This window comes from Pseudarthrobacter sp. rb (assembly GCF_056389225.1).
On sequence record NZ_JBWJAR010000002.1, the window covers coordinates 405957 to 425493 of the forward strand.

The 19537-nt window shown below is 66.3% G+C and carries 19 protein-coding genes; 12 read left to right on the forward strand and 7 right to left on the reverse strand.

What is annotated here, in order from left to right; genetic code table 11:
- The first annotated feature begins 19 nt into the window (after window positions 1-19).
- The 3 genes from ACWRN3_RS04595 to ACWRN3_RS04605 are packed head-to-tail and all read left to right on the forward strand — an operon-like array spanning window position 20 to window position 1162.
- Window positions 20-277 carry an SHOCT domain-containing protein gene (locus ACWRN3_RS04595; RefSeq protein ID WP_255172366.1) on the forward strand — a complete coding sequence of 86 codons (258 nt, stop codon included), beginning with the start codon at window positions 20-22 and terminating at the stop codon, window positions 275-277.
- 40 nt (window positions 278-317) lie between these two features.
- Window positions 318-635, forward strand: coding sequence for a DUF3040 domain-containing protein (locus ACWRN3_RS04600; protein ID WP_255172367.1), 318 nt, complete (start codon window positions 318-320; stop codon window positions 633-635).
- The gene (locus tag ACWRN3_RS04605; RefSeq protein ID WP_476739977.1) at window positions 632-1162 is read left to right on the forward strand and encodes a hemerythrin domain-containing protein; all 531 of its coding nucleotides are present in this window, start codon (window positions 632-634) and stop codon (window positions 1160-1162) included. The genes ACWRN3_RS04600 and ACWRN3_RS04605 overlap by 4 nt, the downstream gene beginning before the upstream one ends.
- A 76-nt stretch (window positions 1163-1238) precedes the next feature.
- On the opposite strand, the gene ACWRN3_RS04610 is transcribed toward ACWRN3_RS04605, so the two are convergent.
- Entirely contained in the window at window positions 1239-1739 is a 501-nt protein-coding gene (locus ACWRN3_RS04610; RefSeq protein WP_476739978.1) for a universal stress protein, read from the reverse strand.
- A 248-nt stretch (window positions 1740-1987) separates the two neighbouring features.
- Here ACWRN3_RS04610 and ACWRN3_RS04615 point away from each other — a divergent pair, with 248 nt between their 5' ends.
- Window positions 1988-2662, forward strand: a complete 675-nt coding sequence (locus ACWRN3_RS04615; RefSeq protein ID WP_307490489.1) for a response regulator — start codon at window positions 1988-1990, stop codon at window positions 2660-2662.
- 19 nt (window positions 2663-2681) lie between these two features.
- On the opposite strand, the gene ACWRN3_RS04620 is transcribed toward ACWRN3_RS04615, so the two are convergent.
- Entirely contained in the window at window positions 2682-4364 is a 1683-nt protein-coding gene (locus tag ACWRN3_RS04620; RefSeq protein ID WP_476739979.1) for a GAF domain-containing sensor histidine kinase, read from the reverse strand.
- A 243-nt stretch (window positions 4365-4607) separates the two neighbouring features.
- Here ACWRN3_RS04620 and ACWRN3_RS04625 point away from each other — a divergent pair, with 243 nt between their 5' ends.
- From ACWRN3_RS04625 to ACWRN3_RS04640, 4 genes are all read left to right on the forward strand, one after another.
- Window positions 4608-5066: a pyridoxamine 5'-phosphate oxidase family protein gene (locus tag ACWRN3_RS04625; protein ID WP_255172372.1), complete on the forward strand. Its 459-nt coding sequence runs from the start codon at window positions 4608-4610 to the stop codon at window positions 5064-5066.
- A 52-nt stretch (window positions 5067-5118) separates the two neighbouring features.
- Window positions 5119-5979, forward strand: coding sequence for a universal stress protein (locus ACWRN3_RS04630; RefSeq protein WP_476739980.1), 861 nt, complete (start codon window positions 5119-5121; stop codon window positions 5977-5979).
- Between the two features lie 24 nt (window positions 5980-6003).
- On the forward strand, window positions 6004-8451 hold the full coding sequence (locus ACWRN3_RS04635) for an HAD-IC family P-type ATPase (RefSeq protein WP_476739981.1): 2448 nt from the start codon (window positions 6004-6006) through the stop codon (window positions 8449-8451).
- 85 nt (window positions 8452-8536) lie between these two features.
- Window positions 8537-8959 carry an Hsp20/alpha crystallin family protein gene (locus ACWRN3_RS04640; RefSeq protein WP_255172375.1) on the forward strand — a complete coding sequence of 141 codons (423 nt, stop codon included), beginning with the start codon at window positions 8537-8539 and terminating at the stop codon, window positions 8957-8959.
- A gap of 51 nt (window positions 8960-9010) precedes the next feature.
- Here ACWRN3_RS04640 and ppsA read toward each other — a convergent pair whose 3' ends face one another.
- From ppsA to ACWRN3_RS04660, 4 genes are all read right to left on the reverse strand, one after another.
- Window positions 9011-11428: a phosphoenolpyruvate synthase gene (gene ppsA, locus ACWRN3_RS04645; protein ID WP_476739982.1), complete on the reverse strand. Its 2418-nt coding sequence runs from the start codon at window positions 11426-11428 to the stop codon at window positions 9011-9013.
- 47 nt (window positions 11429-11475) lie between these two features.
- Complete coding sequence (locus ACWRN3_RS04650; protein ID WP_476739983.1) at window positions 11476-14031, reverse strand: cation-translocating P-type ATPase; 2556 nt, start codon at window positions 14029-14031, stop codon at window positions 11476-11478.
- Window positions 14028-14489, reverse strand: a complete 462-nt coding sequence (locus ACWRN3_RS04655; RefSeq protein ID WP_255172378.1) for a universal stress protein — start codon at window positions 14487-14489, stop codon at window positions 14028-14030. Before ACWRN3_RS04655 ends, ACWRN3_RS04650 begins: the two co-directional genes overlap by 4 nt.
- Before the next feature lie 77 nt (window positions 14490-14566).
- Entirely contained in the window at window positions 14567-16546 is a 1980-nt protein-coding gene (locus ACWRN3_RS04660) for a heavy metal translocating P-type ATPase (protein ID WP_324642109.1), read from the reverse strand.
- Window positions 16547-16734: 188 nt separating this feature from the next.
- Between ACWRN3_RS04660 and ACWRN3_RS04665 the strand changes: the two genes are divergently transcribed.
- Both ACWRN3_RS04665 and ACWRN3_RS04670 read left to right on the forward strand, forming a co-directional pair.
- The gene (locus ACWRN3_RS04665; protein WP_255172380.1) at window positions 16735-17103 is read left to right on the forward strand and encodes a DUF5655 domain-containing protein; all 369 of its coding nucleotides are present in this window, start codon (window positions 16735-16737) and stop codon (window positions 17101-17103) included.
- A 68-nt stretch (window positions 17104-17171) separates the two neighbouring features.
- Window positions 17172-17642: a GyrI-like domain-containing protein gene (locus ACWRN3_RS04670; protein WP_324642110.1), complete on the forward strand. Its 471-nt coding sequence runs from the start codon at window positions 17172-17174 to the stop codon at window positions 17640-17642.
- 76 nt (window positions 17643-17718) lie between these two features.
- On the opposite strand, the gene ACWRN3_RS04675 is transcribed toward ACWRN3_RS04670, so the two are convergent.
- Window positions 17719-18072 (reverse strand): hypothetical protein, encoded by a 354-nt coding sequence (locus tag ACWRN3_RS04675; protein WP_255172381.1) that lies wholly within the window; start codon window positions 18070-18072, stop codon window positions 17719-17721.
- Between the two features lie 177 nt (window positions 18073-18249).
- Here ACWRN3_RS04675 and ACWRN3_RS04680 point away from each other — a divergent pair, with 177 nt between their 5' ends.
- Both ACWRN3_RS04680 and ACWRN3_RS04685 read left to right on the forward strand, forming a co-directional pair.
- On the forward strand, window positions 18250-18999 hold the full coding sequence (locus ACWRN3_RS04680; RefSeq protein WP_324642111.1) for a DUF4386 family protein: 750 nt from the start codon (window positions 18250-18252) through the stop codon (window positions 18997-18999).
- 184 nt (window positions 19000-19183) lie between these two features.
- On the forward strand, window positions 19184-19465 hold the full coding sequence (locus ACWRN3_RS04685) for a YegP family protein (RefSeq protein WP_476739984.1): 282 nt from the start codon (window positions 19184-19186) through the stop codon (window positions 19463-19465).
- Window positions 19466-19537: the final 72 nt, after the last annotated feature.

The following is a 19537-nucleotide window of genomic DNA, read 5'->3' on the forward strand; positions in this document are numbered from 1 at the left end:
TGGACCGGAGGTCGCGGAAGTGTACGGCTGGAACGACGGCATGGGCCTGTGGGGCTATGTCCTGATGAGCATCAGCATGGTGGTGGTCTGGGGAGCAATCATCACCGGCATTGTCCTGCTGGCCCGTTCCCTGCGGGCGCCCTCCCCATACGACGCCCACCCTCAACCCCCTCGGATGGCAGAAGACGTCCTGGCTGAGCGCTTCGCCCGCGGGGAGATCGACGCTGCCGAGTACCAGAACAGGCTGGCTGTCCTGCGCGGCCAGCCTGGTACCTGAGTCCGTGGCTCCCGCAGGCAATGGACAGTGGGGTGCTGCTATGCCACTCTCTGAATTCGAAAAACGCGAACTCGACCTGATCAGCCACGGCCTGGAAGCGGAAGACCCCAAGCTGGCAGCCCTGCTCAACAAGGATGCCTTTGCGCTGTCACTGCGTACCCGCTTCCGGCGGGGGCTCGTCCTTGTCGCAGCGGGCGCCTGCGTCCTGCTTCTTGGGTTGGTGGTCCGGGTCCCCTTGCTGGGCATCGCAGGTTTTGCGGTGATGAACGGGGCGGCCTACTGGGCAATCAAAGACCTTCGGTGGTCCCTGCGCACCACGAACCGGCATGTCACCCAACTGGAAGGCAACAGCGAATGAACGCCGTAAACGAAACAGGTAAGGATGCTTCCGCCGAGGCCCACGCGCTGCAGGCAGTCGAGGCGCATCACGCCGACATGCTGCGCCACCTGAACGGACTGGTGGGCCTGCTCACGGAGGCCGTGGAGGCGGGCGATCCCGGCGCCGGGCAGGAAACGCAGGCCGCCCTGCTGGACTGGTGTGACAAGGAGCTGGTGCCGCACGCACTGGCAGAAGAGGGACCCCTTTACAGCGGACCGCACGGCATGCCGGAGGCAAGGCTGCTGGTGGACGGCATGCTGGCCGAGCATCAGGTCATCGTGGGCCTGGTCGATGAGCTCAGGACGGCCGATGGCGTTGCTGCCGCGGTGGCCGCCGGTGCCATTCAGCGGATCTTCGCCCTCCACCTGGACAAGGAGAACCGGCTCCTGATGCCCTTCGTCGTCGAATCCCCCGGCCTGTCACTCGCCCAGGCGGTCGAAGGACTTCACGAACTGGTGGGAGAAGGTGCGGCCCACCGCCATGGGCAGGGCCACCACGGGCACTAGGACCACCAGGCACACGGACGACGGCGGCGGGCCGGGTGCCGGAGCCAGGGCCCGCGGGCGTCAGGTCACCACAGCGTCAGGGCACCACAGCAGGCTGGGGCTGGGCAGCATCGTCCCCGGCTCCGGTGTCCGGGGCGTGCACCACCAGCACGGGGCAGTGCGCGTGGCTCACACACGCGGAACTGACAGACCCTGGCACAAAGTTCCCATGGCCCCTCCGGCCGACAACCAGCAGCGACGCGTTGCGGCTCGCGTCGATCAGCGCGGGGCCGGGCCTGCCGCGCACCAAACGTGGGTGCACAAAGGTCGGCACTTCCTCGAAAGCATCCGCCAGCGCCTGCTCCAGCACCTGGTGGGCGGCATACTTGAAGCCCTCAATCCCCACGGCCAGGTACACGCCGTAACCGGCTGGAACGTCCCAGCAGGCCCAGGCCTCCACCGGTGCGGACAGCGGCTCCGCCAAGGCCCTGGCAACCCGCAGCGCCGCGATGGAAGCCTCGGAGCCGTCCACCCCCACAATGATCCTGGAGCGCCGACCGGAAGGAGGCACCGCTGCCCCGTTCCCTGCTGTTGCCACGTTGCCTCCTGTCGCCGTCCCACCCCAGCGTGAACCCGAACCTCTGCCCGGAACAGGGCCAAAGGTCATCACGGGTGCACCAGTGCCATCGTGCCATGCGCAACACCGGCAGCGACTTGCGCTGCCCGGCGGACTTTGGTCCCTTCCGGCACAGCGCCCGGCAGGGAACAATGGGACCAGGCCCTTCCCGGGGCCTGGCCCGCGCAGGCGGGACTGGGTCGTGAAGATTTTGGGAGCGTTCGGTGCAGATGCATGAAACTGGGGCTGATGAAGCGGCAGGATCTTCCGGGCAGGTCCGCGTGTTCATCCTTGATGACCACGAACTTGTCCGGCAGGGGCTGAAAGACCTGCTGGAAGGCGAAGGGTTCCTGGTGGTCGGCGAAAGCGGATCCGCGGCCGAAGCCACGCGGCGCATCCCCGCCCTGCACCCGGACATCGCCATACTGGACGGCCGGCTTCCGGACGGCACCGGGATCGAAGTCTGCCGGGACGTGCGTTCACTCGATCCCCGCCTGCGCTGCCTGATCCTCACCAGCTACGACGATGAACAGGCCCTCCGTGGGGCGGTCCTGGCCGGCGCCTCGGGGTACATCCTGAAGCAAATCAGGAGTGATGACCTCCTGGCGGGTATCCGCCGGGCCGCGGCGGGCGAGTCCCTGTTTGATCCGGGAGTCGAGCAGCAGATCATTGCAGGGCTGTCCACGGCACCCACCGACCCCCGGCTGGACGGCCTGAGCGCGCAGGAGAAAAAGGTGCTGGCCCTGATCGGCCAGGGGTTGACCAACCGCCAGATCGGCGATGACCTGTTCCTGGCCGAGAAAACCGTTAAGAATTACGTGTCGTCCATCCTGGCCAAACTGGGCTTCGAGCGCCGGACGCAGGCCGCCGTGTACGTCACCAAGAGCTCCACGGACTCTGCCTGACCCGCACCCTGGACGGGCCTTACGCCAGCGGGACGGACCATTTCACGCAGGTGCCCCCGCCCGGGACGCTGTCGATAACGCAACTGCCCTCCAGTTGCCCGGCGCGGTTGCGCATGTTGGCCAGGCCGCTCACCTGGACAGGTTCGGCGAAGCCCTGGCCGTTGTCACTGATAAGGAGCTCCACCTGCTCCCGGCCAACGGCGACCGAGACCTGGATTTCGTCTCCGCCGGAATGCCGCAAAGCGTTGCTGAGGCCCTCCGACGCCACAGACAACAAATGGACAGCCACGTCTTCCCCGATCGAATCGACCGGCCCGTCCAGGGACACCTTGGGAGTGACGGCGTAACTGCGTGAGCTCTCCCGGACTACGCGCAGGATGCGGCCCGTCAGGGGTTCGCGTTCCTCATCCGCGGTCCTGAGCGAGTAGATGGTGTCCCTGAGCTTGCGGATGGTGTCATCGAGTTCGGTGGTCACGGCGGCAATCCGCTCGTGCGCCACAGGGTCCAGGGTGTAGCGGCGCAGGGTCTGGATGCTGAGCCCGGCGGCAAACAAGCGCTGGATCACCAAGTCGTGGAGGTCCCGGGCGATCCGCTCCCGGTCTGTGAACAGGAGGTTTTGTTCACGCAGGGCATTCACCCGCGCCAGGTCCAGCGCCAGCCCAATCCGACTCCCAAAAATGGCACCGGATTCTGCCTCAGCCTGGTTGAACGCGGGCGCTCCGTGCGCGCGGGCCAGCAGGAGGACTCCGTTGTCGCCGGCGCTGTGGCCCAACGAAAACACAAGGACGGAGCCGAGCTTCTCTGCCATCCTGTCTTCGAAAACCTGCCGCGGGTTCCGTGCCACGAACGACCCCCCGTTCTGGATTACGCCGGAGACCGCACTCGAGGCCATCAGTTCCTGGCCTGTCTGGAGGCCCTGCACGCCAAGGCATGCCCTGCACCGCAGCGCTCCATCGCCCGCCGGCACGGCTATCACCGCAAGCGCCGAATCGGACACCTTCAAGGCGGTCTCGGCAACGACGTCAAGGTTGTCCGCATCCCCCGGTTGCGAGGTCATGATCAAGCGGCTGCTCAGCTCCATGCCCGCCTCCAGCCATTTCTGCCGCCGGCTGCTGTTTTCGAAGAGGCGGGCGTTCTGGATTGCCACACCTGCCGCTGCAGCCAGGGCAACGGCAAGGTCTTCGTCCTCCGGAGTGAAGTCCTCCCCGCCCTGTTTCTCGGTCAGGTAGAGGTTTCCGAACACTTCATCCCGGACGCGGACAGGGACTCCGAGGAAGGTCCGCATGGGCGGGTGGTTTGGGGGAAATCCGGACGTAATGGGATGCTGGCCCAGGTCATGGAGACGCAATGGCTTTGGGTCGCGGATGAGCAGGCCCAGGACGCCGTTGCCGGTGGGCAACTCGCCAATGGAACGGATGCCTTGTTCGTCGATGCCGACAGTGATGAAGTGGCTCAGCCGGCGGTCCTCGCCGATGACACCCAGGGCTCCGTACCTGGCGCCCACCAGGGCGCAGGCGGAGCGCACCAGGCGGTCCAGGACGGCTTCCAGGCTGAGGTCCTCAGCGAGGGCCACCACCGCAGCCAAAAGGCCATTGATGCGTTCCTGGGTGTCCGGCAGGTCATCTCCCCGGACGGTGAAGTCCCGCTGGTGGCCTTCCACGGTGTCCCTTATCGGGGAGTGCCGAGGCCGCTCAGTGCTCACGTCCCACCTCCTGCGGCAGGAACCTGCGGCGCTGCGGGTCCATGGCGCGGTCTAAGTGCATGAAACGGAAGTGCCGGCCTCCGCCCCCAATTCCGCCTTCACATGAGCATGAAGGCGCTTCGCCTCCCATTCTAGGAGAGGTGGGGAGAAAAAACCCTCAGTGAGCTTGTTAATTCGGGGCAGGCGCGCGCGGGACCTTCTTCTTCCCTATCCGTGGCGGGTAAGCGGCCCTAGGCTACGGCCATGAACAGCGCAGCGACAGAACCGGAAATCAAGGAACTCGGCGTCCACGATTGCTGGCGATACCTCAGGTCAACTTCCCTTTGCAGGATTGCCTTCACCGATGGCGTCACCGTGGAGAACTACCCGGTGAATTTTGTCCCCACCAACGGCACATTGCTCATCCGCACCGGCGAAGGAACAAAGCTCGCTTCCCTGACCGACCGGAAGGCTGTAACCGTCGAGGCGGACGGAATGAACCAGTACGGCACCATCGCCTGGAGCGTCGTCCTGAAGGGCCATGCCATGGTGGTGTCCGATGAGGAGGAGATCCGGGATGCCATGGAGGCAGGCCTGTCCCCCTGGCAGCCGGGTCAAAAAAACATCCTGATCCGGATCACGCCGGAGGAGATGACCGGCCGGAGGTTCGTGATCGCAGCTCCGACCCATTGGTGGCCGCCGCGCGAGCCCGCCGCAGACTAGCCCACCAGCCCGACCTGACACCCCTCACCAGAACCCCAAAGGATGGTTTCCCGTGGCACCTGCCAAGCCAATCGCCGTCGGCATCTCAGACACTGCGGCGTCCAATGCCGCCCTTTTGTGGGCAGCAGCCCGGGCCAACCGGCTCAAGTGCCCCCTCGCCGTCGTGAACGTTGTCGACGACCGCTGGATGGCGGCAGAAGTGCTTCCCTACCTTGAAGTCCTGCGTGAATCAGGCCTGGGCCTGCTGAAGGAGGCCGGCGAAAAAGCCGTCGCCGCCGAACCCGGCCTGCAGATTTCGCTCCAGCTCCTCGAAGGAGGGGTGGGGGCGGCACTGGGCGACTATTCCAGGAACGCCTCCATGCTTGTCCTGGGCACCAGCGGGCACAACCGCGGTGCACTGACGGACCGCGCGCTGCAGGCGGCTGCCACGGCTGAGTGCCCCGTTGCTGTCATCAGTGAAGGCCAGGCGGAGGGCCGCGGCATCCTGGTTGGCGTGGATGGGTCGCGTGAGTCAACCCAGGCAGTGGCATTCGCGGCCGCCGAAGCTGACGCGCTCGGCGAGGAACTGACGGTCCTCTACGCTTTCACCGGCCCCAACCGGTGGATCGCGGCCGGGCTCCCGCAGAGCAGCTTTGCCACCCATGTGGTCGAGGAAGAGCAGATCGTGCTCTCCGAAACAGAGGCGGGACTCCGGCAGGACTACCCGGACCTTGTGGTGCACACCGTGATGGAAACCGTGCTGGAGCCGGCGGACGCCCTGCTCCGGACTGCCGCAGGCGCCCGGCTGCTGGTCCTGGGCAGCCGCGGAAAGGGCGGCTTCGAGAGACTCGTGCTGGGTTCCACGGCGCACGCGGTGCTGACCCAGCCACCGTGCCCCACCGTGATCACCCGCATGCACAAGCACAACGGCTGACCGGGCCTGCTGCCTGGCCGCACCATGTCACCAGCTGGGGAAAACGGGACGCCGGTCCCGGGGGTGGACCTGCGCCATGCCCGGGACGGGCTTTCCACGGCCGAAGTACGCGAACGGACCGCTGCCGGCCGCATCAACAGCGTGCCCACGGCAACCAGCAGGAGCGTCGGTGAAATCGTCCAGGCCAACGTGTTCACCCTCTTCAACGGCGTGGTGGGAGGGTGCTTCATCCTGCTCCTGGTCCTTGGCCAGTGGCGTGATGCGCTCTTCGGCCTGTCAGCCGTCAGCAATTCGCTGATCGGCATCATCCAGGAGTACCGGGCCAAGCGGTCGCTCGACCAGCTGGCCATTTTGCAGGCTGCCCGGAGCACTGTGGTCAGGAACGGGGCCAGGGAAAGTATTTCTTCGGACGAACTGGTGCCGGACGACCTCGTTGTCCTCAACGCCGGAGACCAGGTCACGGCGGACCTGTTGCTGCTGGGCGAAAGCCCGCTTGAGGTGGACGAATCCCTGCTGACCGGCGAATCCGAGCCCGTCCCCAAGCAGGACGGGGCCGTACTGCTGTCCGGTTCACTGATCCTCGCGGGAAACGGGCAAGCCAGCGTGCTCCGGGTTGGACCTGAAACCTCCGCTTACCGGCTGGCCGCCGAGGCACGGCGATTCTCCCTGGTCACGTCGGAGATCCGCAGGAGCCTGGAAAAAGTCTTCACCGTCATCACCTGGCTGCTCCTGCCCGTCGCCTTGCTGCTCACGAATGCGCAGATGCAGGACCAGGGCGGTTGGACCGGAGCGATGGGATCGGGACGGTGGGTACCTGCGGTCGTGGGAGCTGTCGCCGGGATCATGGCCATGATTCCGCTTGGCCTGCTGCTGATGACCAGTGTGGCATTTGCCGTCGGCGGCCTCCGCCTTGCCCGCCAGAAAGTCCTGATCCAGGAACTCGCCGCCGTGGAAGTACTGGCACGGGTGGACGTCCTCTGCCTGGATAAAACGGGCACACTGTCCTCCGGCTCCATGGTCTTCGATGCCGTCCACGACACCGGGGACGGCCGCGCAGGCGGGTGGCGGAGGGCGGTGGAGTGGTTTGGCGCCAGTCCGGACGCCAGCAGTACCGCTGCCGCGATCGGGGCAGCGTTTCCTGCCCAAATTCCGCTCACGGAGCAGGATTCAATCCCGTTTTCCTCCGCCCGGAAGTGGAGTTCGGTGACGTTCGCGCCGGAATCCGCCGCTCCGGGCACGTGGGTCCTCGGAGCCCCCGACGCGGTGCTCGGCTCCCCTGGCTGCGGGAAAGCACACGGCAGGGCGGTGGCCCTGGCATCCACCGGGCTGAGGACGCTGGTACTGGCACATCTTCCGGGACCGCTGGCGCCGGACGCCGCAAAGGTGGACCTGCCGCCGGAGCTGGTGCCGGTCCTGCTGCTCACCTTCCGGGAAAGCATTCGCGCCGACGCAGCGAAAACGCTGGACTACTTCCGCCGGCAGGGGGTTACCGTCAAGATCATCTCCGGTGACGATCCCCGGACGGTGGCAGCACTGGCCCGCGGGGTGGGCTTTGGAACCGGGGCTGCCTATGACGCCCGCACACTGCCCCGGGACCCAATCCAACTGGAGGAGACCGTGGAAGCCTGCAACCTCTTTGGAAGCGTGACGCCATCCCAGAAGCGGGACCTGGTCCAGGCCCTGAAGCGACGGGGGCATACCGTGGCAATGACCGGGGACGGAGTGAACGACGTCCTGGCCCTCAAGGAGGCGGACCTGGGCATCGCCATGGACTCGGCGTCGCCTGCGACCAAGGCCGTGGCCCGTATGGTCCTCCTGGACGGCCGCTTCGAAAGGCTGCCGGCGGTGGTGGACGAGGGGCGCCGCGCCATCAGCAACATTGAGCGCGTCTCCCTGGTCTTCCTGAGCAAGACCGTCTATGCAACGGTCATCTCCGTGGTCACCGGCATCCTGTTGCTGGCCTTTCCGTTCCTGCCGCGGCAGCTGTCCGCCCTGGACGGACTGACCATCGGCCTGCCGGCGTTCTTCCTGGCCCTGCAGCCAGGCGGTCAGCGTTACGCCGCCGGGTTCCTGCGGCGTTCCCTCGCCTTCGCGGTCCCGGCAGGAATCTGCACGGCCCTGTGCGTCCTGGCGGTCAGCGCGTATGGGCAGTTATGGGGCGGACACAGCCTTGCGTCCGCCCAGTCTGCGGCGACCATGACCCTGGGACTGGTGGCGGCGTGGATCCTGGTGATGGCATCGCGTCCCCTCAACTGGACCAAGGTGCTGATCCTCGCCGGAATGTACGCGGGCCTGGTCCTGCTGTTCACCGTGCCGTTGACGCAGGAATTCTTCCGCGTGGACTGGCCCCCGGCCGGCCTGCTGGTCCCCGCGGTTGCAGTGGCCGCGGCAGGATGCGCGGCCATCGAAATCATTGGCCGTCTGACACGCCGCCGGCCCGCGGCCGCCGATGGACCGGGCTGGGACCTTTGACTCTGGAACCGGCATCACGGGAAGGGGATGGTGGAAATGCCGGGCACCGCGATGGTCCGGTATCCAGATGAGCAGGAGGCAAAGAATGACTGACCTGATGAAATGGTTCGAAAGCCGCCGTTCCCCGATGGATGTCATCGAGAGGCTTTTCGAAGGCGACGTGGGTTCCTCGGCCATTCGGGTTGAGGAGATGGTGGACGGCAACACGCTCGTGGTGCGCGCCGAACTGCCCGGCATCGATCCGGAGAAGGACGTCGACGTGACGGTTACGGACGGCGTGCTGTCCATCAAGGCGGAGCGGCAGGAGAAGACGGAGCAAAAGGACAAGGACAGCTACCGGTCCGAGTTCCGGTACGGATCCTTTGTCCGGCGGATTCCCCTTCCCAGCGGCGTCCAGCAGGGTGACGTCACCGCCTCCTACAAGGACGGCCTCCTTGAAGTCCGGGCACCCATGCCGGACCAGGGACAGGCGGCCGCGGCGTCGAAGATCCCCATCAGCAGGGGTTGAGGACAGTCAGGGTACGACGCCGGTGCCTGGCCCTGTGACGGGCCAGGCACTTTATTGCCCCTTGGCCAAGGCGGCCTCCGCCGCCGCAATGACGGGCAGCGTTTTTACGTACGTATCAGGGTTCAGGGACACCGAATCGATTCCCTGGCTGACCAGGAACTCCGCCAGGTCCGGATGGTTGCTGGGCCCCTGACCGCAGATGCCGATTTTGATGCCGGCGGCGTGGGCCTTGGTGATCGCCTGGGCAATCATGGACATCACCGCCGGGTCCCGCTCATCGAACAGTCCGGCAAGCTCCTCCGAGTCGCGGTCCACGCCAAGCACCAGCTGTGTGAGGTCGTTGGACCCGATGGAAAAGCCGTCAAAGCGCTTGGCGAATTCCTCCGCCAGAACCACGTTGGCAGGGATCTCGCACATCATGTACAGCTGCAGCCCGTCCACGCCGCGCACCAGGCCGTGCTCTTCCATGGCCTGGATGACCTTGTCCGCTTCACGCACCGTGCGGCAGAAGGGAACCATGACGATGACGTTGGCGAACCCGGCCTGTTCCCGTACCCGTTTGAGGGCCTTGCACTCCAGGGCGAACCCCTCCCGGTAGTGGCTGCTGTAGTAGCGGGACGCCCCGCGGAACCCCAGCATGGGGTTCTCCTCCGGGCGCTCAAACGCGCTGCCGCCGATCAGGTGGCTGTATTCGTTGCTCTTGAAGTCGCTGAGCCGGACGATCACCGGCTTGGGGTGGAACGGAGCGGCGATCTTGGCGATTCCGGTAGCCAGCACGTCAATGAAGTACTCCTGCGGGTCCTGGTAGCCGCGGGTGAGCTGCCGGATCAGCGCCGCCTCATCCGGGTCAACCACCCTTTCAGGGTGGACCAGGGCCATGGGGTGGATGCGGACCAGGTTGTTGATGATGAACTCCATCCGGGCCAGGCCCACGCCTGCCGCGGGCAAACGCCACCATTTGAAGGCTGCCGCCGGGCTGGCGATGTTGATCATCACGTCCGTGCGGGTGGCCGGGAGGGCCTGCATGTCCACGTCTTCCACGGAGAACTCCAACAGCCCCTCATAGACGCGTCCCTCCTCGCCTTCCGCGCACGATAATGTGACCTGGACGCCGTCGGCAACCACCTCGGTGGCGTTACGGGTCCCCACGACGGCGGGCACACCCAGTTCGCGGCTGACGATGGCGGCGTGGCTGGTTGGGCCGCCATGGTCGGTGATGATGCCCGCGGCCCGCTTCATGATGGGCACCCAGTCCGGGTCAGTCATCCGGGTGACCAGCACGGAGCCATCAACAAATGATTCGATGTCCTTCGCATCCTGGACCACACATGCCCGGCCCCTGGCGATGGAGTCGCCGATCGCGGCGCCGGTGACCAGGACCGGGCCCGGTTGCACAAGATGATAGGTGCGGAAGGTGGACGTGCTCCGGCGGGCCTGCACCGTCTCCGGCCTTGCCTGGACCATGAAAAGCTCTCCGGTCACCCCGTCCTTGGCCCACTCCATGTCCATCGGCCGCCCGTAATGGTCCTCCACCGCAACGGCCCAGCGGGCCAGCAGGACCACTTCCCGGTCATCCAGCACCAGCGAGCGCTGCTCCCGCTCGGTGGTTTCGACGGTCCTGGTCCGTGCATCCCCGCCCTGGCTGTAGACCATTTTTCGTTCCTTGGCCCCCAACTCCCGCTCGATGACGGGGCTGAAGCGCCGGTCTGCCAGGAGTGGCTTGAACACCTGGAATTTGTCGGGATTGATAGTCCCCTGGACCACCGTCTCCCCCAGTCCCCAGGCGGCGCTGATGACCACCACGCCGGGAAAACCGGACTCGGTGTCGATCGAGAACATCACCCCTGATGCGCCAAGGTCCGAGCGGACCATCCGCTGCACGCCCACCGAGAGGGCAACGTCCAAGTGCCCGTAACCCTTCATTTCCCGGTAGCTGATGGCCCGGTCCGTGAACAGGGAAGCGTAGCAGCGCCGGCACGCGTCGAGGACCCCGCGCTCCCCGGCCACATTGAGGAAAGTTTCCTGCTGCCCGGCGAAGCTGGCATCCGGCAGGTCCTCGGCCGTGGCGCTGCTGCGGACCGCAACGGAAGCCTGGGCCTGCCCGGCGCGGCGGCAGAGGGTCCGGTAGTGCTCCTGGATGTCAGCCGCGATGCTTTGGGGGAAGGTTGCCTGCAGGAACAGTTCACGGATCGCTGCCCCCGCCTGGCGCAGCGTAATGGTCCCCGCGCGCTGTTCCTCCATGTACTGCTTGATCCGGGGCTCCAGGTTATTGGCAGCAAGGAAGGCGCGGTAGGCGGCGGCCGTGGTGGCGAAGCCTTCGGGAACCCTGACGCCGGCGGATTTCAGTGCCCGGCTCAGCTCCCCAAGGGACGCATTCTTGCCTCCCACGGAGGGGATGTCCGCGATTCCTGTATCTTCGATCCACTTGACGCTGATGTCGGCCAGGAAGGTTTCTGCGGCGGCAGTCATGGCTCGATTGTGGCCTCCGGCCAACGGGCCAGGCAGAGTCTTTGGTCCTAGCTCCGCCGCAGCCGCCTCCGGGCCGCTTTGTGGATCCAGTCAGCGACGAGAACGGCCGGGACCGCGAGGAGTGCGATCTGGAATCCTATCGGGGCAGGTGGTGCCTGGCCCAGCAATTCGGCGAGGTAGGGCACGAACAGGCACACCGCCAGGATGGCCAGTTCAGCCAGCACGGCCCACACCAGGAGCTTGTTGGTGCCCCACCCCAGTGTCCAGGGCGGCAGGCTGGCACTGCGGCAGGCAAAAGCGTTGGCGAGCTGCCCCAGGACGACGGCGGTGAAGGCGGCACCGGAGGCAGCCATCAGGAGCCCTGTGTCCGGGACCTGTCCCCGGCTCCAGCCACCCGCAAAAAGGACGGCCGAAAATGCTGACATCTCCATAAACGCCTCCACGGGACCGAGGACGGCGAATACCCGGATCATCAGTTGCCGGTCCATCAGGTGGCGGCGCTCGGGGGCCCTGGCCAGGATGCGTTGCCCTGGCCGTTCGGCTCCGAGGGCCAGCGCCGGCAGCAGGTCCGTCCCGATGTCCAGGGCCAGGATCTGCAGGACGCCCAGGGCAAGGGGGAACTGGCCGGCGGAAAGCGCCCAAATCACAAAGGGAGTAAGTTCCGCCACATTGTCGGTGAGGTGGTAAGTGAGGAACCGGTGGATATTCGCATAGGTTGCCCTGCCTTGTTCGATGGCCGCCACGATGGTGGCGAAATGGTCGTCCAGCAGGACCAGGTCGGATGCCTCCCGCGCGACGTCGGTTCCGCTCAGGCCCATGGCCACGCCGATATCGGCCTCACGAAGGGCGGGGCCGTCATTGACGCCGTCGCCGGTCATAGCCACGACATGGCCCCGGGCCTGCAGCGCCTTCGCCACCCGAAGCTTCTGTTCCGGCGATACCCTGCTGACCACGATGCCGTCGCGGTCCAGGAGCGCTCCAAGCATCTGCCCGTCATCCGGAAGGTCCGCGCCCTCCACCACGCATTCGGGAGCTCCGATCAGACCGATCTGCCGGGCAATTGCGGCCGCCGTGGCGGGATGGTCGCCGGTGATCATGGCGATTTTCAGGCCCGCCCGGCGGGCCGTTCGGATGACTTCGCTGACGTCCGGCCGCGGCGGGTCATGGAGTCCGATCAAGCCCAACAGCTCCATGCCCGATTCAAGGTCAGCGGCGGGAGCGGTCTGCCATGGACGGGGTGGACCGTCGAGCCCCCGCCGCGCCACCGCGATCACCCGTAGTCCCCGGGAAGCCATCTCCTCCACCTGGTCCTTGACCGCCGGGGGCACAAACTCGCAGAGGGGAAGCACGGTTTCCGGGGCGCCTTTGCAGAACAGGTGCGGCCCGGCGATCACGGATTCGCGCCGGCGCACGGGGTCGAACGGCAACCGGCGCGTAAGGGCCGGTTCGGTCCCGGTGCCAGTCAGCCTCCGCGCGAGGACGTCCAGTGCGGCTTCCATCGGGTCGCCGCGGGCACGCCATTGTCCGCCGTGCAGTTCAGCCCGGCCCTGCGACGCGGCACGCGCCGCCAGCGCCGCGTCAGCAGCCCTTAGCAGCCCCTGCCCCTTGATTTCCGCTTCCGGGGCATAGCCCTCACCTGTCACCAGGACGGACCCTTCGGTGGTATAGACCTCGACGGCGTTCATCCGGTTCTGCGTCAGGGTCCCGGTCTTGTCCGTGCAAATGAAGGTCGTGGAGCCCAGGGTTTCCACGGCCTCCAGGTTGCGGATCAGGGCATTGCGGGAGGCCATCCGCTGCGCCCCCATGGCCAAGGACAACGTAACGGTGGGCAGGAGGCCTTCCGGGACCAGGGCAACCGCAACTCCAATGGCGAACAGGAACGAATCGCGCCACTGAAACCCCACCAACAGCGATACCAGGAAAAAGAGAGCGGCAATGCCAAGGGCCACCACGGCGATGACCCGCACTATCCTGCGCAGCTCCAGCGACAGCGGAGTGGGTGGAGGAATAGCACCGCTGGTCAGGGCCGCTATCCCGGCCAGGCGGGTGTCACCGCCGGTTGCGGCGACCGCTGCCTCGGCGTCGCCATTGACCAGGAAGGTTCCGCCCCACGCGGAGTCGCCGCCGGCTTTCGGGACCGGCTCGCTCTCCCCGGTCAACATGGACTCATCCACGGCGCAGGCGGATGCTGAGAGAAGAATGACGTCGGCGGGAACCCGGTCACCGGCGTTGAGCAGCACCACGTCGCCGGCCACCAGCTCGCTCGCGTGGACTTTGCGCGCCCTGCCATCGCGCCGGACCATCACGTCGGCGGGCAGCAATCCGCGCAGCTTGGCCGCCGCATGCTGGGCACGTTCCTGCTGGATGTGGGCGAACACTCCGTTGACTATCACGACGACGACGATCGCCACCGCGAGCTGCGGCATGTCCGCGATGAAGGCCAGGCCGGCAGCGCACCACAGCATGAGGGCGAAGAAGTGCGTCATCTCCCCCCACAGCTTCCGCCATTGCGGGACCGGTTTTTCCCCGGGCAGCTGGTTGGGGCCAGTCTGCTCCAGGAGCTGCGCGGCCCGTTCAGAGCTCAGGCCCTCAGCGGTCCTCACACAGCGTCCGCCTCCTGCCCCACCAACAGCACCGGGCACTTGGAGTGGGCCGCGCAAGCCCTGCTGACCGAGCCCATCGACGACTTAAGCAGCCCGCCCTCGCCATGCCGTCCAACCACCAGCATCTGTGCCCGCCCGCTCTCCTCCACCAGCACCTTCGCCGGCGGCCCGAACTTGACGGTCACATCGATGTTTTCCGGCCGCTCCCCCGAAAAGGCCCGGCCCAGGGCATCCTCGACCAGCCGCCCTGCAGCATCCTCGAGCCTGGCGGTGAACTGCCGGTCCGCCCCTTCAAGGCGGGACATGACCAGGTAGTCCGGCATCCCGACGCATGAGATGACTTCGAGCCGGGTGCCCAGGCGGGCTGCCAGCGTGCCCGCGTAACGGAGGGCTGCGGAGGAGTATTCAGAACCGTCCACACCCACGATGACGGGCTTCGCCCCTGTTTCTGCGTTCATGGACACCACGATCCCGGCCCCGGGTTGCGGAGGGAAGGGCCGAAAGTCATGCCGGCCGGCCCCCGTCCCTGGCTGGCTCAGCCGGAAGCAACTGCTCTTGGCTGCGCTGCCGGTTTTCGGTCAGCCCCGCTTTTCCGGTCAGCCCCATGCAATGCCCTCAGCCCGTTCAGGATGGTGGCCAGGTCCACGAGCTCCTGCAGGAGGGCGCCGGCGACGGCGGGAATGTATCCCGTCATGGCTATGGCCATCAGGACCAGGCTGAGTCCTATCCCGGTCCAGATACTCACCAAAGCCACCGCCACCGTCCGTTTTCCGATGGCCACGGCCTGGGCCACCTTGGACACGTCGTCGAGCATGATCACAACGTCCGCCGATTCACTGGCCGCGGTGGCACCCTTGGCGCCCATTGCGATTCCCACGTCTGCCGCTGCAAGGACGGGGGCATCATTGACGCCGTCGCCCACCATCAGGACGGGCCGTTCCTGGATGCCGGCCACCGTGTTGACCTTGTCCTCGGGAAGGCATTCGGCCTGGACCCGGCCGATTCCCGCTTCCTCGGCGATGTGTGCAGCCGTAGCGTGGGCATCACCGGTCAGGAGCATGGTGTTCCGGACACCCAGGCTGTTCAGGCGGGCCAGGGTGTCCACGGCATTGCGTCGCAACGGGTCCTTCATGATCAGTGCACCGGCGTACTCGCCGTCCACCGCCACGTGGACAGCCAGCTGGCCGCTGCGCACGGCTGCCTCCCGGAATCCGGTTGATGAACTCCGCACCAGGCCTGCTTTCCCCACCACCACCCGCTGCCCGTCGCAGACGGCGTCCACGCCGTGGGTGGCGCTCTCCGTCGCCTGTTGCACCGTCAGCAGTCCAAGGCCGGCGGCCTTGGCGGCTTCAATCACGGAGCCTGCGAGCACGTGCGAGGAGTACTGCTCAGCGGAGGCAGCCAACTGCAGGATCCTTCGGCTCCCCAGGGCTTCGCCGTAGCCCGGCGCCAGCTGGATCTCGTCCAGGACGGGGCGCCCTGACGTGAGCGTGCCGGTCTTGTCGAAGACCGCTGTTTGTGCCTTTGCAAGTTGCTCGAGGGTCCGGGTGTTCTTGATGATGATGCCTTTGTGGGCGGCCTGGCTCGTGCCGGCAAGAAAGGCCACCGGAGCGGCGATGAGGAGCGGGCAGGGCGTTGCCACCACCAGGACCTGGGCGAAACGGAGCGGCTCGCCGGACAGGAACCAGGCTGTTCCGGCCATCGCCAGCGCCAGGACGGTGAAGGGAACGGCGTAGCGGTCCGCCAGGCGGACCACCGGCGCGCGGCTGTTGGACGCCTCCTCCACCAAGGCGATGATCCGGCTGTATTGGGAATCGGCCGCGCTGGCCGTTGCACGCATGCGTATGGCGGCTACCCCATTCACCGCGCCACTGAGCAGCGTTTGCCCCCTGGTGTGTTCCACCGGCAGGCTTTCGCCGGTGAGCGATGATTCGTCGAGGCTGGCGGAATCGGACAGCAGTTCGCCGTCAACGGGTACCAGCTCCGAAGGCCGGACCACCAGAACGTCTCCCGGGGCCACATCACCGATTGGCGTCTCCTCGAGTACGGCACCAGCCCCCTCCCGGTGGGCAAAACGCGGAGCCCGGTCCAGCAGGGACCGCAGCTCACGCGCCGCACGTCCCTGCGCAAAGTTCTCCAGCGCTTCACCGCCCGTGAGCATCAGGATCACCACCAGCGCGGCGAGATACTCGCCCACCACCACCGTGCTGGCGATCGCCATCAGGGCCAGGAGGTCGATCCCCCAGCGCCCCTCCCGCAACGACCGGACCATTCCGGCCGCCCGTACCACCACAATGACGGCCGCGTAGGCGGACGCGAGCACGCGGACCTGAAGTCCCAGATTAAACTGCAGCAGCACCAAAGTGGCCACGAGCACCAGGAAGGTCAGGGCGACGACGGGATACCGCCTGACGAAGCCCCGGGCCTTTTCGACGGGCGAGCCGGCAGGTTCCTCGTCGTCAAAGCTGCCGGCACTCCCACCGGTTCCCGCAGACGGGGCGGCCTGCTTCCTCATCCGTGACACTTCGACACGGGATGGAAACGGTCATCGCACATAGAGCCGAACCTACCCTGATCCTGTCAACCGGGGTAGGGCATTTGGCCCCGCCCACCCCTACGGCATGACTTTTGGCACTCCCCCGGTGCCGGGTCCCGGGAGAGAGTTGAAGGCGCCCTGATCCTTACGCACACCCGGAGCCCACCATGAATGCTGCGCCTTGGACGGTGGAGCGGTTTTTCGACGGCGACCCGGCGGCCCTGGGGCTTTACCAGGCTGCGGAACGGATGGCATCGGAACTGGGTCCCCATGAGGTCCGGGTCAGCAAGAGCCAGGTCTCTTTTCGCCGGCGCCGCGGGTACGCCTACCTCTGGCGGCCGGGGGTCTACGTCAAATCCGCGGTTCCACTGGTGCTGTCCCTTGCCTTGCCCCGCACCTTGGACTCACCGCGCTTCAAGCAGGTCGTCCAACCGGCACCCGGAACCTGGATGCACCACCTGGAGCTCACAGACGGCAGGCAGCTCGATCCCGAGGTCCGCGGCTGGATGCTTGAAGCGTACGAGGCGGCCGGCTGATCAGGGGTGGTGGCCCCCAGGGTCCTATGGCCCTGTCACTTCCCAGCGCGGATGGCAAGGCTGATGGCATGACTGAAAATGGCCAGCAGCCGCAAAAGATCCACATCACCGAACAGCCCGTCGCCGTTGTCCGCGAACGTGTTCCCATGGACGCATTGACCGGTTTCTTCGGCCGGGCCTTTGGTGCCGTCATGGCCGCGGTCCAGATGCAGGGCGCCAGCCCGGCCGGCCCGCCGTTTGCGCTGTACCACGGCATGCCGGGCGAAACGGTGGACGTTGAAGCCGGGTTCCCCGTCGCCGGAAGTTTCCACGGCACCGGTGAGGTGGCCAGCAGCACGCTTCCCGACACGGATGCCTTCGAAGCCATCCACACCGGCCCCTACGACACCCTGGGCACCACGTACGATGCGATCAGGAAGAGCATTGAAGCCGACGGCGCTTCCCCTGCAGACTCCATGTGGGAGTACTACCTGACCGATCCGGAACAGCAACCGGACCCTGCCACCTGGCAAACAAGGGTGGTCTGGCCGGTCGCCTGAGGCCGGGATCAGGCGACCCAGAACCGGCCGGAACCGTGGCCGGCCATGGAAACCCGCCGGCCGCCAAGCACAGCGGTCAGGACCCCCGGCGACGGCTGTAGGTCACATCCCAAGGCTGCGTGCCGCGGCTGGTTTCCAACCATCCGTCCCGGACGATCTCCTGCCGCAGCCGGGTAAGGCTCGCCTCCAGGCCAGGTGCCCACGCCTCCTCGGGAGGCGTTCGGTTCAGGGGCGGCCCGGGGAACGTATCGCCTGTATAGAGCCGCCGGCCGTCCTCCGCCTTTCCCACGAACCGCAGCTGTGTCCGCCCGTACTGTGAGCCAAGTGTGTACAGGATCCGCGCCCACCATTTCACGGATGCAGCATCCTCCAGCTCTATTCGCAGCCGCTCCTCCGTGCCGTGGCCTGAATGGGGGCCATTTGTCGCCATCTCTGCCTCCTGGTGCGGGACCATGGTTCAATTCAGCAAGCTTCCCAGACCCCGCTGCAGGGCCAAGGGTCCTTGGTCACGGAACACGGAAGAACCTGAAGCCCGGTCGGGCCCAAAGGCACTATCCGGCCCGCGGGTCGGGTAGCAGAGTCGGGGCATGACCAGGAACCGTTCCTCATGACTGGCAGTCCGGGCGTCCGGCGCACGCCAGGGGCCGCCGGTGCTGCCGTCCAGGCCGGCGACCACCACGGCTGGAAGCTCCTCTACCTTGTGGCGGGCGCGTCGTCCATCCTGTTTGTGCTTCTGCTGATAACGGCCCTGGTGCTCGACTTCATGGCTCCCCCTCCCGTTCACGGCGGAGCCGCCACCCTTGACTTCATTGCGTCGCACAAGGCGGGCTATGTGGCCGAGCAAATCCTGTGGATCCTCCCGAACATCTTCCCGGTCCTTGTTTTTACTGCCCTCTTCGTTGCCCTCTCGGCCTTCCGGAAGAGCTTGCCCCTGATGGCGCTGGTCGTCGGCGCCCTCCCTTGGGCGCTGCTGCTTGCCGTTCCGGTCAGCAGCCGCGGCTCCCTCAACCTGGTCTATCTCAGCGACCGCTTCGTGGCCGCCGGGACCGAGGAGGAACGCAGGACCTATGCCACCGCCGCCGAAGCCATCATCGCCGAAAACAACACCCCGGCCATCGTCGGCGTCCTCTCCGCCCTTGGGATCCTGCTGATGGGACTGGCCATGCTCACGTCCGGCAAGGCAACCTTCCCGCGGTACCTGGCGTGGCTGGGCATTGCCACTGGCGCACTGGGGGTGGTCAGCGAGCTCCTTCGCCACGCAGCTCCCGGCTTCTATTGGGGGTACGGCATTTTGCTGTGGGTGTGGTTCATTACCACCGGAGTTGCGTTGATCCGTTTGTCGCGCGTAGCGGCCTGATTCCCCCCGGCACCTGCGATCAGGGACCTTGGTCCCTAAAAGTGGGGAGGTGGCCTCTGAGATGGTGGTTTAGGTCGAAAGGCGCACCACGATGGGGTAGTGCGCCCTGAGTTTTGCCGTGCCGTTTCCGGCATGGCATGCAGCCTCACCACTGGAGGCAGGACGATTGAGGAGAACAAGGCTTATGGCAGGTACGTTCGAACTGTTTGTCGATGATGATTCACAGATTCGGTTCCGGCTTGTGATGCCCGATGGACATGTGCTGGCGGTTTCCGGACAGTTCACGGACAAGCATGCGGCGGCCGCCGCCATCGAGGAGGTACGGGAATGTGCAGGCACCGGCCTGATCCAGGACGTAGCGCCGCCGCCGCCGAACGTTCTCCTCGCTCCCCCGCAGCACCCGCAGCACCCGCACTACACCGTCCGCCGCGGGACCCGCAGACTCAACTCCCTCGGCGCCGCCTAGGTCCGGGCTGTAAAGGCCGACGGCGGAACCCGCCGTCCAGGCCATGCATTCAGCCAGTGGGGCACATCCAAC